This is a genomic window from Bacillus sp. mrc49 (assembly GCF_002803435.1).
This window is the reverse complement of sequence record NZ_PHNG01000702.1, coordinates 1-12,904: the sequence shown is the minus strand read 5'-3', so window position 1 is coordinate 12,904 and position 12,904 is coordinate 1. Positions and strand designations below refer to the sequence as shown.

Genomic DNA, 12,904 nt, shown 5'->3' with positions numbered 1-12,904 from the left:
TTTCAGGTCATATCGACGGTACCGGAACAATCATAAAAAAAGAACGAAAAGAAAATGCCGTTTATTATGTCATCCAATTGGAAGAAGGGCTAAGTGCCTTTTGCATACCAAAAGGATCGATTGCCATTGATGGAACGAGCCTGACGATTTTTGGGATTGAGAGAAACCTTTTAACAGTTTCTTTGATCCCCTTGACTCATATGGACACCATATTAGGGCAGAAAGCGGCTGGAGATATCGTTAACATTGAAAACGACATGATTGGGAAATATATTGTACATCAAATGAAAAAAGGCGACTCAAAACCAGGACTGAATCTAGAGTTTTTAGCAAAGCACGGATTTTAAGACAAGGGCGGTGTAATGGATGTTCCATACGATTGAAGAAGCAATTGAAGAGTTGAAAGCTGGCAAGGTAGTAATTGTATCAGATAATGAAGATCGGGAAAATGAAGGCGATTTTGTTGTACTTGCTGAAAAGGCGACACCGGATGCGATTAATTTCATGGCGACTCATGGACGAGGTTTGATCTGTACAACCATAACTGGAGAACTGGCGGAAAAGCTGAGTTTGCATCCTATGGTCGGGGAAAATACCGACCAGCATGGAACGGCTTTTACGGTAAGTGTCGACCATAAAAATACGACTACAGGAATCAGTGCCTTTGAAAGGTCCTTGACCATTCTGGAGCTTCTTAAAGAAGATTCGGTTGCTGGGGATTTCCATAGGCCCGGCCACACTTTTCCGATAGTCGCTAAAGAAGGCGGCGTACTTAAGCGGGCAGGGCACACGGAGGCTTCTGTGGATCTGGCCAAGTTATGCGGTGCCAAACCAGCTGGGGTCATCTGTGAAATCATGAATGAAGATGGGTCGATGGCACGGGTGTCCGATTTAGAAGTCATCGCCGATAAATTCAATTTGAAATTCATAACGATTGCTGATTTGATTCAGTACCTTCAACAAGCCGAAACAACCGAAAAACAGGAACTGGAACTGAACGTTCAAAATTCGTAAGGTTTAAAGCATGAACAAAAAATTAAACGTTTTATAAAATAGGAGGAATTGGGATATGGGGAACATCATTGAAGCACAATTAATCGGATCAGGTTTGAAAGTGGGAATCGTTGTAGGAAGGTTTAATGAATTTATCACAAGCAAGCTTTTGGGCGGGGCGTTGGACGGCCTTAAGCGTCATGGCGTTGATGAAAATGATGTGGATATCGCTTGGGTTCCTGGTGCTTTCGAGCTGCCGTTAATCGCGAAGAAACTTGTGAATACAGGAAAATATGATGCAGTAATCGGTCTTGGGACTGTTATCAGGGGTGCGACCTCACATTATGATTATGTATGCAATGAAGCAGCTAAAGGAATGGCAGCCGTATCCTTGGACACGGGCGTACCGGTTATCTTCGGTCTGCTGACGACCGAGAGTATCGAGCAAGCCATTGAGCGTGCAGGAACTAAATCTGGCAACAAAGGCTATGAAGCGGCAGTAAGTGCCATTGAAATGGCTAACCTTGGAAAGCTGATAGAGCAATAATTTTATTCAGGAAAGCCGCAGGGAGGAATATCCCTGCGGCTTTCCTATGTTCGTTTCCAGGTTTGGGTCAACTTCGCTCGCGGGCAACCTCTTCCAGGGACGCACAATTCCCATCTAAGATGCAAGCGCCCTGCTGACATCCGCTGAACATTAATCCTGATGATAACATGTTCTTCGCCTAATCGGTGGTCGTAATTTTTATGACAAAAGGAAGCAAAGAGGGATACTTTTTATCGTTTAAAGGGAATTACCGCGAAAAGAAAAAGGATTTAAATAACGGGCAAAAACACGAGGTAATCAAAGCATGATAAAATAGGCAAGATGATTATGCTACAATTGTAAAGATTGCAATTGAAATTCATTTCTTTAGGGAAAAGTAAATTTATTAGTTATTAGGAGGGGTTTGTGTGTACCATCTCTTTACACATAATGATTTAGATGGAGTCGGCTGCGGCATTGTGGCTAAGCTGGCATTCGGAGAAGAAGTAGTGGTTAGTTATAACTCGATCGGGCGGCTTAACCAGAACGTAGGAGCATTTCTGGAGCAGGCAAAAATCGAGGATACATTGATTGTTACCGATCTTTCGGTTGATGAAGATAACGAAAAGATGATTTCGCAGTTTGTTGACGATGGAGGCAAGGCGATGCTGATAGACCATCATAAGTCAGCACTGCATTTGAACGAACATGACTGGGCATCTGTGACGGTCGAGCAGGAAGACGGTAAACAGACGGCAGCGACTTCATTATTTTATCAGTATGCAATTGAAAACAAGCTGCTGGAGCCCTCAAGCATCGTAGCCGAATTTGTGGAATTGGTCCGCCAATACGATACATGGGAATGGGAAGTTAATAAAAATGCAACGGCAAAACGGTTAAATGACCTATTCTTCATGATTCCAATCGAGGAATTCGAGACGAAAATAGCTCAAAAGCTGTCCACGGACGAAAGCTTCACCTTTGATGAAGTGGAGCAAACTCTTTTGAAAGTGGAAGAGAGTCGGGTGGATCGGTACATAAATAGGAAGAAGAGAGAAGTTTATCAGGCTACTGTCGGCCCTCATACTGCTGGTGTGGTCCATGCCGAGTCATATCACTCGGAATTGGGAAATGAACTATCAAAGGAATTCTCGCATTTGGATTATATCGCCATCCTGATGGTCGGAAGTAAAAGAATCAGCTTCCGGACAATCCATGATGACATAGATGTATCCGAGGTTGCCGGAAAATATGATGGGGGAGGACATCAAAAGGCTGCCGGCTGCACCATGTCAGAGAAGGCGTACAGTCAGTTCGTCGAAAAGACATTCTTTGCCGAGCCCCTGAAACGCGATGCCCACAAAAATCAATTGAATGTAAAAGAGTCCCCAGAGGGCTGCCTCTATTCAACGAGAGAGAAACAAGACATATTCATCTTTGAAGACGAGGAAGAGGAATGGATTGTTGAAATCAACGGAAAACAACAGAAAAAAACTTTCGATACCTTTGGGGAGGCGGAAAAATACATGAAGCGGAAATACGCGGCATGGCTGGCCCATGATGAAAGGTATGAAGAGTTCGTCAATAAGGGTTGAATAAGAAAGCGGCTGTCCGTATGGGACAGCCGCTTTTGCCTTTTTATTTACCTTTTTAGCGGGACGGGGTGTACAAGTGTACGTGACTTTTTGTTTGGTATGTTTTTTTGATGGTGAAGGATCGCATTGATTTCTCCTCCGACGACAAAGATCAGGCCGCTTAAATAAAGCCACAGCATCAAGATGATGACCCCTCCCAAACTTCCGTAAGTGGAGGAATAGTTGGCAAAATTGCTGACATAAAAAGAAAACCCAAGTGAAATCGCTAACCAAAGGACAGTTGCGGTCACTGCACCAGGAAAGACATGTTTAATCGGAAAGCTCTTATTCGGGGCGAATCGATATAAAAAGGTAAGAACGAGTGATATGACAACAACCGCTATGACCCATCGTAATAAACTGAATAAGATTTGCATTTCTTCCGGGATGGGAATGACTTGCTGTATTAAATCGATGATGACTTTCCCGAAGACGGGAAGACCGAGCATCACGATGAATGCAACGACCAAGCCTAATGTCAATGCAATGGAAATGAAGCGGGCTTTAATGAAATTCCTTGTTTCTTCCACATCATAAGCGATATTCATGGAATGGATGAACGCATTCATACCGTTTGAAGCGGACCATATAGTGCCAAGGAAACCAATTGTCAGTAAACCGCCATTGCGTTCACTCAATATATTGATGATATTTTTCTCGATGACTTCCATCGTTTCCGCAGGCATGAAGGTCTTGAGCGTATCCAGGGCTGTTTGAATATCGATATTCAGGTAAGGCAATATGGACAGCAGTAATATGAGCAATGGAAATAGTGCGAGTAAATAGTAATATGCTTGTTCTGCTGCCAGTCCTGTGACACGATCTTCCTTTATTTCTTTGATAAGTTTTTTCGAAAATCTTATCGATTTATCCATCCGGGCATCACTCCTGACAAGTTACTTAGTTTATCTGCTTCTTTTCCCTATGCTGCGGAAATTTAATCCCTTTATTAAAAGAAATTGTATGATTTATCGGAACGGTATATGATTTTGCAAGGTTAGAGCTTGTCAGTCCATTTTCATTGCACGGAAAATGGGATTCTTAATACCCGCAGTTCCGATGGGTATAGATCGACCGTGCCGTTGTAGAATGCAGCCAGGTTATGTTCATGGGCCGTCCTCGTACCAGAACACAATGAAAGTGCAGGTAAGGAAGAAGACGAGCTGGAATTGTCGTTAAGAAAAGGCGTTAAACAGACGAACGAGACTGAATTAACAGGGGAATTCCAAAGCAGGGTTACGCCATTTTTTGTGGAATAGATAGTTAAGGAGCATTATGGACTGTAAAAATTATGTGTAGGCTACACGAAAGGGGGAGTATAGATGCGTTTCATTCCAGCTATAATGTTAAAAAAGTGAGGTTACACGATGTTCACTACAATTATTGCAAAATTACTGCGTCTCCTCCCCAATCAAGCAAAGAAAACACCCATGATTCCCCTGCAGCAAGTAAAAATGAAAAAAAATGTGGTAGTTGAGACATCTGTTCAACGTACTTATCTATCTTTATATTATCCTTTGGAAGCAAAACAGGAAAAGCTCCCCGTTTACATCAACTTCCATGGTGGAGCGTTCATAATGAATGAAAAGGAGATGGATGATCCTTATTGCCGCTTCTTGGCCAATCAGGCGGAATGTGTGGTTCTTAATGTCGATTATGCGAAAGCACCGGAATACCCGTTTCCCAAACCGATTGAACAGGGCTATGACATTCTTCAATGGGTGAAGGGAAAAGCCGATGATTTGGATATTGATGCGGAAAAAATCATGGTCGGCGGACAAAGTTCAGGTGCAAATATCGCAGCCGCTCTCTGTCTCTACCTTGAAGAGAAAGGGGACGATCAGCCGCTGCTCCAAGTGCTATCCTGCCCGATGCTGGATTTTGTCACTCCGCATGCGGATAAACCAGAACGAGATAAGTGGCGTTCCCGATACCCTCAAGTTGCCCATTTTATAAATATGTGTTACCTATCTGACACAGAACTAGCGGGGCATCCTCACGCTTCCCCTGTTCGTGCCGAGATCAGTGACCGTTTAGCTACCGCCCTTATCCTCATAGCGGAGTATGACGCATTTAGACCAGAAGCCGAATGCTATGCGGAGAAATTAAAAGCAGCAGGGATAAACGTTCAAGATGAGCTATTCAAAGAATGTTCTCACGCTTTTACCCATCTAGGTCCAAAAGAACGAGCTGAAGAGGCTTGGCAGTTGATCGCATGGAAAATCAAAAAAGTGGTCGAATCCTATGAAAATTGAAACACTTCCTTCTTCCATACTCCCTTATATAAGGGATGTTCAGCACATTCAAGTTTTTTTTGGGGAGAACCAGGAATTATACTAAGTTCTAAGGTTACAGACTTGGTAGCAGTAGAAAAAAGTTTACCTGCCCAATCGACGCTTTATTACATTTCAATGATCTGGAAATGGATCAGAAGGAGATGGATATGGATAAAGAGCAAAGGCAAGCCGATTTCGATTATTGTGAAAAGGTCATAAAAAAACATTCCAAAATCTTTTATTATGCATTTTCACAACTCCCTAGTGAAAAAGCAAAAGCCGTTTATGCCATCTATGCTTTTTGCAGAACCGCAGATGAGTGTGCAGATGGAAGCCAGTCATCCAAGAAAAAGGTTCAGTTGCTGAGACAATTAAAGAAAGAACTTGATTTGTTCAACGAGCATGAGGAATTGGATAAGCCACTATGGCGCGCACTCAGACATGTATTCAATACGTATGACATGGATATCAGCCCATTTTATGACCAGCTGACTGGGCAATCCTTGGATTTGTCATTTACACCCCCGAAAACAATGGATGAACTGGAAAGGTACAGTTACTATGTAGCTGGTTCCGTTGGTTTAATGCTTGTTCCTGTCATCGCTTCGAGATCTTCTGCGGATTTGCATTCATCAGTGATAAGTCTTGGCGTTGCCATGCAAATAACGAATATCCTGCGTGATATTGGAGAAGATTACCGTGAGAAAAATCGCATCTATCTACCCGAAGACGAACTAACCCATGTCCACTATTCACAGCATGATTTACATAACGGCACGATCAATGAAAATTTCATCGGCCTATGGGAAAAACTTGCTTCTCGAGCTGAATCACTATATAGCAAGTTCTTGTTCAACATCGAGCTGTTAGATCAAGATAGCCGCATACCCGTCTATCTGTCTGCTCACATTTACAGAGGCATACTTGACGCTGTGCGAAACAATGAATACCAGTGTCTAACTAAACGAAACTATGTTACAAAAGAAAAAATGGCCCAAATCAATGCTGCAGCCAACAACGTCTTTGGTTTGTGGGAAGGAGATGCATTTACAGTTGAAAAATAAAACCGTAATCATCATCGGAGGCGGACTCGGTGGACTGTCAGCTGCGATTTCACTTGCGCAAGCAGGATACGATGTCTCCTTATATGAGAAAAACAACCACATTGGAGGAAAATTGAACAGGCTGGATCAAGATGGTTTTGGTTTTGATCTTGGCCCATCCATCCTGACGATGCCTCGGATTTTTGAACGATTATTTTCCGCGAGTGGAAAATCCATGAAGGATTATGTCCCGATTGAAAAGCTGGATCATCAATGGCGCTCCTTTTTCCCTGGTGGAAATGTCATTGACTTATATGAAGATTTGAACGAAATGCAAGAGAAGAACCCAGCCCTGAGTGAAAATGATATGCGAGAATATCAAAATCTGCTTCACTATTCGAAAAGACTTTATGATATGACGGATAAAACCTATTTTCAGCATGGCGTTGATACTACGAGACAAATCATGAAACATACCGGTTTGTTCACCGCTTTGAGGAACTTCGATCTGTTTTCTACGGTTCATGGAGCCATTAATAAACGGATCAGTAATGAGGAGCTCCGTGTGATGCTCTCCTATTTTATCAAGTACGTGGGTTCGTCCCCTTACGATGCACCGGCCGTGTTGAATATGATGATCTACATGCAGCATGACCAGGGTGTATGGTATATACCCGGCGGTTTACACAATCTTTCCAGTGGCCTGGTGAAGCTGGCTGAGGAAGTGGGTGTTACCTTCCACCTAGGAAAGCAGATCGTAAAACTTGAAAAAAAGAATGGGAAAATTAACGGAGCTGTTTTGAAAGACGGTACAAAACTAACAGCAGATTATTTTGTTTCCAATATGGAAGTCATACCGGTTTACGAACGTTTACTGGAAGAAGACAGCCATTATGTAAAAAAACTGAAAAAGAAATTCGAGCCGGCCAGTTCCGGCCTCGTGATGCATTTGGGAGTGAAAAAGAGCTATCCGCAGCTGCGCCATCATAATTTCTTTTTCGCAGAAGATATGAAGCAGCAAATGCATTCGATCTTCCATCGTCATGAGCTGCCTGACGACCCGGTCATTTATTTGGTCAATGTCAATAAGACGGATCCGACACAAGCTCCTGCAGGATATGAAAATATAAAAGTACTGCCCCATATTCCCTATATTCGGGATCAACAACCTTATACACAGCAGGACTATGAACGATTCTCTGAGCGGGTTTTGATCAAATTGGAAAAAATGGGCCTGCATGACTTACGGGACAATATAGTCACAAAGGATGTATGGACACCGGAAGATATCAGGAGGGTGTATGGCTCCGACCGCGGTGCGATTTATGGAACGGTGTCAGACCGCATGAAGAATAAAGGATTTAAGCATCCGAAACAGAGTGAACGCTACGACAATCTATATTTTGTCGGTGGAACGGTAAACCCAGGCGGCGGAATGCCAATGGTTACATTAAGTGGTCAGCTTGTAAGCGAGAAAATTGTTCAGAGGGATGTATCCAATGTCTGACAATCACGGTCATTTTCTAAAGACATTACCGGAAAGGCAGAGAGAGGATCTATTTTCCAGTGCCGACCTTTCAATTGAAATGCGTAAAAAAAAGCTATTGAAGCTGAAGACCATTCTTTTGGAGCATGAAACGGCATTTATTCAAGCCCTTCATTCAGATTTGGGAAGACCGCCTTTCGAAAGCGTTTCATCTGAAATTGCAGTCTTATTAAATGAAATAGATTATGTATGCAAGCATTTAACAAAATGGACCAAGCCTGTTCGGTCCCGACATCTAAAATTTGGATATGTGGAAGCGATCAAAAGAATGAGGCATCCATACGGGAGTATACTCATCATTAGTTCGTGGAATTATCCGCTCCAGCTTGCATTAATGCCTGCCATCGGAGCGATAGCCAGCGGAAACCGCTGTGTGATCAAACCATCTGAACATGCACCTGCAACTGGTGAACTGCTTAGAGAGGTCATTAATCACGTATTTCCTCCCGAACAATTAACAGTTGTTACAGGGGATGCTCAAACCGCCAGCCTATTGACTTCTTCACCTTTTGACCTGATTTTTTTCACAGGCAGTCAGCAGACAGGAAAAGCGGTAGCGCGGCAGGCGGCCAATCAACTCACACCGGTGATACTGGAACTCGGCGGCAAAAACCCCTGTATCATGGATGAAACAGGCTTTTCGAAAGCGGCAATCCAGCAAATCGTCTGGGGTAAGTTTCTTAATGCGGGACAAACGTGTATTGCGCCGGACACACTGTTTGTCCATCAGTCCATTTACGAAAAAACACTTTCTGAAATATCCGTTTCGCTTTCAGCTTTCTACGGAGATCGACCCCAGGAAAGCGCTGATTATGGTAGGATTTGTAACGATGCACATTTCCAGAAGGTGGTTGATTTTATCGGGGAGGGGGATGTCTGGCATGGCGGGAAGTATGATAGAAACGATCGGTTCATCGAACCAACGGTGGTTGTGAATTTGAAACCGGAGAGTTCTATCTTTCAGGAAGAGATATTCGGCCCGGTACTCCCTGTCATTCCATATACAGATTTAAGAACATTATTATCTAGTGATAGGATTCAACGTGATGCACTTACAGGATATATTTTCAGTAAAGATAATAAACAAATCCTGCAGTTCATGGAACATATGAAGTCACCGACCATTAGCGCCAATCAAGTGATACATCATGCCGCGAATCCCCATGTCGCATTTGGAGGGGGTGGAAGAAGCGGATACGGTGCTTATCATGGAAAGGCTGGTTTTTTAGCCTTCAGCTATGATAAAACAGATTACAAAGCCTATCATTTCATCCATGTTCAAGGGAAATTCCCGCCTTATTCCGATAGAAATATGAAATTCTTGAAGAAGTTAAGAAAGTGGCTGTTGTAGAATTCATAGAACACGATGTTACCTGTGAAGCATAGAAAATGAGGGGAATTATCATGATTGTTACATTACCTGTCCAATGGATCATTATCATCGACATTTTTGCATGGCCCTTTTTTCATCTGTCCATTTCTGCCATTTGTATGAAACTGCCTTTGGTATGGTTTCTAAGAGATCAATTTTGGTTTCGGATCTTCTCTTGGGAAAAATCCGGAGAATTGTGGCAGCGTTTATTCCGGGTGAAAAAATGGAAAGGCTATATTATAGACGGCACGATTTTTCTTAAAAAGGGTTACAGTAAAAAGGGGTTACATGGCAACGGGTTGAGGGACCTGACGATCTTTGCTGCGGAAACAAAACGCGCGGAATTCACACACTGGCTCTCCATTCTGCCTGCTCCGTTGTTCTTCTTGTGGAATCCGGTATGGGCGGGCTGGGTGATGATCCTGTATGCGTTTGTATTCAACCTTCCCATTATCGTTGTTCAGCGCTACAATCGCGGGCGTATTACTGCCATTACTTCAGAACTTGTTAAGAAATGAAGCAGCATATTGTAAGGAAATGAGGGAATGCACATGAGTAAGAAGGTTATTGTTGTGGGGGCAGGTGTTGCAGGGCTTGCCAGTGCAATCAGACTGCAGCAAGCGGGGTACCAGGTCGAGATATATGAAAAAGGAACAACTCCCGGTGGCAAAATGAATCGAATTGAACTGGATGGCTATACATTTGATTTGGGGCCGAGTATCGTCATGATGCCGGAATTATATCGGGAGATTTTCGAACTATGCGGACGTAACCCCGATGATTATATTCCAATGGAAAAATTGAACCCGATTTATCGGGCTTACTTCAGTGATATTCCCGACAAGCCTTTTGATATCTCCTCAGACCTTACCGAATTGACACAGATGATTGAATCGATCAGCGAAGAGGATGCGGAAGGTTTTTTTCTATATCTGCATGAAATCTACAAAAGCTTTGTCGTTGCAAAGCATCACATTCTTCAAAGGCCATTCCGCAAAAAGGCTGATTTTTATAACCTTTCCATGCTGAAGAAAGTGTTGAAACTGAAAGCACGAGGCACTGCAGATTCTTTTATAGGAAAATATATCAAGAATGAACGGCTGAAGCAGTTAATCAGTTTTCAAACGTTGTACATAGGCATTTCCCCAATTGAAAGTCCATCTTTTTACAGCATGATCCCCATGATCCAATTTTTATATGGAGTATGGTTTATCAAAGGCGGTATGTATACGATGGCACTCTCTATGGAGAGGCTCTTCACGGAACTTGGAGGAACCATCCACTATGGCAAAGATGTGCAGGAAATCTGCATTCATAATCGCAAGGCGACCGGGATTATCGTGGAGGGCAGAAAAATCTCTGCTGATTTTGTCGTTTGTAATGCAGACTTCCCATATGCCATGAAACACTTGATAAAAGACAAGACCGCTAAAGGGAAATATACCGATAGAAAGATTGACAGCATGAAATATACCTGTTCATGTTTTCTTTTATATCTCGGTATGGATCGAAAATATGAAGAAATTGGGCATGTACATAATTTTATTTTCAATGAAAAGCTAAATCAGAATCTGGAAGATATTTTTGCAGGGAAGAAACTGACGAATGCTTCCTTTTATGTGTACATAGCTTCAAAAATGGATCCTTCCCTTGCACCCGAGGGGAAAGATGGGCTGTATATCCTGATGCCTGTCTCGAATATAGCAACAGCCAATTATCAGTGGGACGAGGAAACCATTTCTTATTATCGCAGTTACATTTTAGATGAATTAAAAAAAATCAGTGGTTTTGAAAACATTGAAAATGAGATTGTAACCGAAACATATACAACACCATTGGACTTTGAGTCGAAGTTCAATGCATATAATGGCGCCACTTTTGGTTTGCAGCCAATCATGGCCCAAAGCAACCACTTTCGTCCGCAAAGCAAAGCAACACATTGTGAAGATCTGTATTTTACCGGAAGCAGCACACATCCTGGTGCTGGTGTCCCTATCGTGCTATTATCCGCCAGGATCACTGCACAGGAACTGATACAAGACGATACAGGTGAAATGTTCGATTATTCAGGAAAATGAAGACTTTCTGATGACTCTTAGAAGAAGGAGGCGTTTTATATGACAGCTTCAGAAGTGATTAATCTTGCTATTGGTTTTCTGGCAGTTATGATTGCCATTATCATGTTCTGGTCTTTACCAGTTCCAATTTTCTCCTCCAGCAAGAATACCGGTCTTCCGTTTCTGTCAATCGTTATTCCTGCCAGGAATGAAGGAGGCAGGCTCTCACCGTTATTGCAATCCTTGCAGGAACAACGTTACAAGCAATTTGAAATATTGGTTGTTGACGACCAGTCAACTGACAATACTGTGGCAATTGCACAAAGTTACGGTGCAAATGTTCTAAAAAATGAAGGTTCCGGCAAGTCTTCGGCCTGCTGGCGTGGTGCTATGCATGCAAAAGGGAATTGGCTATTGTTTTTGGATGCAGATACTGCGTTCACCAATTTGGATGGTTTAAAAAATCTACTGCATTTCTACCAGGGAAAAGGAGCCAGGGGCATTGTATCCTTACAGCCCTATCACACAGTTGATCGCTTGTACGAACACCTTTCTGTAATATTTAACATTATTGTCATTGTGGGCATGAATGTTTTTACCATTTGGGGAGCACGTTTTAAAACAGCCGGTTCGTTCGGTCCGTGCATTTTATGCAATAGAGACGATTATCTTTTGTCCGGGGGGCATAAAAAGATCGAGGGAGAAATCATGGATGATCTGGCACTGGGCCAGGCATTTCTTGACCATAATCTCCCGGTTCGTTGCTTGGGTGGCAAAGGGATCATCTCTTTACGCATGTACCCGGAAGGCTTGAGCAGCCTTATAGAAGGCTGGTGCAAAAGCTTTGCCGTTGGTTCCAAGTCCACTCATCCAGTCATCATGTTGATGGTTATCATCTGGATTTCCGGCAGTTTAATTTCTACGACAGCGTTGATCTCTTCCATTATTGAATTAGACACTCCCGCCATTATTTTCAGTGGAGTATTGTATATCCTCTATACCATTCAAACGGCATGGTTTGCCCGTAGGGTCGGTAATTTCAGATGGGCTGTATTCCCATTTTATCCGTTTTTGTTTTTATTTTTCACAGGAGTCTATGTATATTCCTTCTTCCGGGTGAATGTTTTACGTTCTGTAAAATGGAAGGGTCGTAAAATAAATGTCTAGAAATCTTAATTACCGTCCCATCCTCCATTGGGCGACAACGCTCATTTTCGTATTTTCGAGAATTCAAAGCTAAAATAAAGAATGAATAGTAAAGTATTGTATGTTGCATTTTTCCGTTAATTCAAGTAGAAACCTTTGCCCCAATAGATTTATGAAGGCGAGGAATTTCCGGATACTACCTCACGATGTTGGTTATGTTACTACCGTGGAGGTGAATACAAATGGAAAAGAAAAATCAAGCAGGTAACTTTAGACAACATGCTACTCAATCTGAAACTGAGTTTGCAAGT

At 42.6% G+C, this 12,904-nt stretch carries 10 protein-coding genes and 2 pseudogenes; 11 read left to right on the top strand and 1 reads right to left on the bottom strand.

Annotated elements, in window-relative coordinates; all coding sequences use genetic code 11:
* From CVN76_RS16635 to CVN76_RS16620, 4 genes and pseudogenes are all read left to right on the top strand, one after another.
* A pseudogene (locus CVN76_RS16635) lies at positions 1-347 on the top strand (riboflavin synthase); the annotation flags it as partial.
* Between the two features lie 19 nt (positions 348-366).
* Positions 367-1,002: pseudogene (ribB, locus tag CVN76_RS16630) on the top strand (3,4-dihydroxy-2-butanone-4-phosphate synthase); the annotation flags it as partial.
* Positions 1,003-1,069: 67 nt separating this feature from the next.
* A complete protein-coding gene (gene ribH / locus CVN76_RS16625; protein ID WP_061142571.1) occupies positions 1,070-1,540 on the top strand; it encodes a 6,7-dimethyl-8-ribityllumazine synthase in 471 nt (156 codons plus the stop codon).
* A 407-nt stretch (positions 1,541-1,947) separates the two neighbouring features.
* Complete coding sequence (locus CVN76_RS16620) at positions 1,948-3,114, top strand: DHH family phosphoesterase (protein WP_100532190.1); 1,167 nt, start codon at positions 1,948-1,950, stop codon at positions 3,112-3,114.
* Between the two features lie 47 nt (positions 3,115-3,161).
* Here CVN76_RS16620 and CVN76_RS16615 read toward each other — a convergent pair whose 3' ends face one another.
* Positions 3,162-4,028, bottom strand: coding sequence for a YihY/virulence factor BrkB family protein (locus CVN76_RS16615; protein WP_061142569.1), 867 nt, complete (start codon positions 4,026-4,028; stop codon positions 3,162-3,164).
* 492 nt (positions 4,029-4,520) lie between these two features.
* Between CVN76_RS16615 and CVN76_RS16610 the strand changes: the two genes are divergently transcribed.
* The 7 genes from CVN76_RS16610 to CVN76_RS16580 all read left to right on the top strand — a co-directional run bounded on the left by CVN76_RS16610 (position 4,521) and on the right by CVN76_RS16580 (position 12,614).
* A complete protein-coding gene (locus CVN76_RS16610; protein WP_100532189.1) occupies positions 4,521-5,408 on the top strand; it encodes an alpha/beta hydrolase in 888 nt (295 codons plus the stop codon).
* 188 nt (positions 5,409-5,596) lie between these two features.
* Positions 5,597-6,493 (top strand): phytoene/squalene synthase family protein, encoded by an 897-nt coding sequence (locus CVN76_RS16605; RefSeq protein WP_232732286.1) that lies wholly within the window; start codon positions 5,597-5,599, stop codon positions 6,491-6,493.
* Positions 6,483-7,979 carry a phytoene desaturase family protein gene (locus CVN76_RS16600; RefSeq protein ID WP_442857582.1) on the top strand — a complete coding sequence of 499 codons (1,497 nt, stop codon included), beginning with the start codon at positions 6,483-6,485 and terminating at the stop codon, positions 7,977-7,979. Before CVN76_RS16605 ends, CVN76_RS16600 begins: the two co-directional genes overlap by 11 nt.
* Entirely contained in the window at positions 7,972-9,369 is a 1,398-nt protein-coding gene (locus CVN76_RS16595; protein WP_100532186.1) for an aldehyde dehydrogenase family protein, read from the top strand. The genes CVN76_RS16600 and CVN76_RS16595 overlap by 8 nt, the downstream gene beginning before the upstream one ends.
* Before the next feature lie 53 nt (positions 9,370-9,422).
* Entirely contained in the window at positions 9,423-9,908 is a 486-nt protein-coding gene (locus CVN76_RS16590; RefSeq protein WP_100532185.1) for a glycosyl-4,4'-diaponeurosporenoate acyltransferase, read from the top strand.
* 33 nt (positions 9,909-9,941) lie between these two features.
* Positions 9,942-11,468 carry a phytoene desaturase family protein gene (locus CVN76_RS16585; protein WP_100532184.1) on the top strand — a complete coding sequence of 509 codons (1,527 nt, stop codon included), beginning with the start codon at positions 9,942-9,944 and terminating at the stop codon, positions 11,466-11,468.
* A 39-nt stretch (positions 11,469-11,507) separates the two neighbouring features.
* Positions 11,508-12,614, top strand: coding sequence for a glycosyltransferase family A protein (locus CVN76_RS16580; RefSeq protein ID WP_100532183.1), 1,107 nt, complete (start codon positions 11,508-11,510; stop codon positions 12,612-12,614).
* Positions 12,615-12,904 lie beyond the last annotated feature (290 nt).

What these genes read in the sequence shown, in the direction of transcription:
- ribH (WP_061142571.1), top strand. Translation starts at nt 1,070, where the DNA reads ATGGGGAACATCATTGAAGCACAATTAATCGGATCAGGTTTGAAAGTG.
- CVN76_RS16615 (WP_061142569.1), bottom strand. Translation starts at nt 4,028, where the DNA reads ATGGATAAATCGATAAGATTTTCGAAAAAACTTATCAAAGAAATAAAG.
- CVN76_RS16610 (WP_100532189.1), top strand. Translation starts at nt 4,521, where the DNA reads ATGTTCACTACAATTATTGCAAAATTACTGCGTCTCCTCCCCAATCAA.
- CVN76_RS16605 (WP_232732286.1), top strand. Translation starts at nt 5,597, where the DNA reads ATGGATAAAGAGCAAAGGCAAGCCGATTTCGATTATTGTGAAAAGGTC.
- CVN76_RS16595 (WP_100532186.1), top strand. Translation starts at nt 7,972, where the DNA reads ATGTCTGACAATCACGGTCATTTTCTAAAGACATTACCGGAAAGGCAG.
- CVN76_RS16590 (WP_100532185.1), top strand. Translation starts at nt 9,423, where the DNA reads ATGATTGTTACATTACCTGTCCAATGGATCATTATCATCGACATTTTT.
- CVN76_RS16585 (WP_100532184.1), top strand. Translation starts at nt 9,942, where the DNA reads ATGAGTAAGAAGGTTATTGTTGTGGGGGCAGGTGTTGCAGGGCTTGCC.
- CVN76_RS16580 (WP_100532183.1), top strand. Translation starts at nt 11,508, where the DNA reads ATGACAGCTTCAGAAGTGATTAATCTTGCTATTGGTTTTCTGGCAGTT.